This is a genomic window from Neisseria sp. P0021.S007 (assembly GCF_051956855.1).
Window position 1 is genome coordinate 1 of record NZ_JBQCXA010001823.1, and the last position, 431, is coordinate 431.

Below are 431 nucleotides of genomic sequence, written 5' to 3' on the forward strand. Positions count from 1 at the left end.
GATTTTAACATGTTAAATGGGCATTCTTGCCCATCATTATCCGTGGAATATTCAATATCTTGATGATACCTGCTTGATGATTGTTCAAAGGCTTGAGGCCGTCTGAACTTTGGGTATATTTCATCCGAATGCGAATCCTAACAAAAACGGCGGCTTTGGAACAGCCGCCGTTGGTTTTGTTTGAAGCTTACAGGGTATTTTCCAATGCTTTGGCACACCAGTCGATAACGGTTTGCGGCATGATACCCCACAGGAGCAGCAAGAAGGCATTGACCGTCAGAACAAATTTAGCGGCATAGTTACTGCCGACCGGCTGGTCATGATCAGGCGCATCGAAGTAGATGACTTTGACCACGCGCAGGTAGTAGAAGGCGCCAATCAGCGACATGATGACGGCAAATACGGACAACCAAACATGGCCTTGTTTCAAG

1 pseudogene is annotated in these 431 nt (G+C 46.6%); it reads right to left on the reverse strand.

Annotated elements, in window-relative coordinates:
- Positions 1-187 precede the first annotated feature (187 nt).
- Positions 188-431 (reverse strand): annotated as a pseudogene (locus ACTHUR_RS21645) (NADH:ubiquinone oxidoreductase subunit N); the annotation flags it as partial.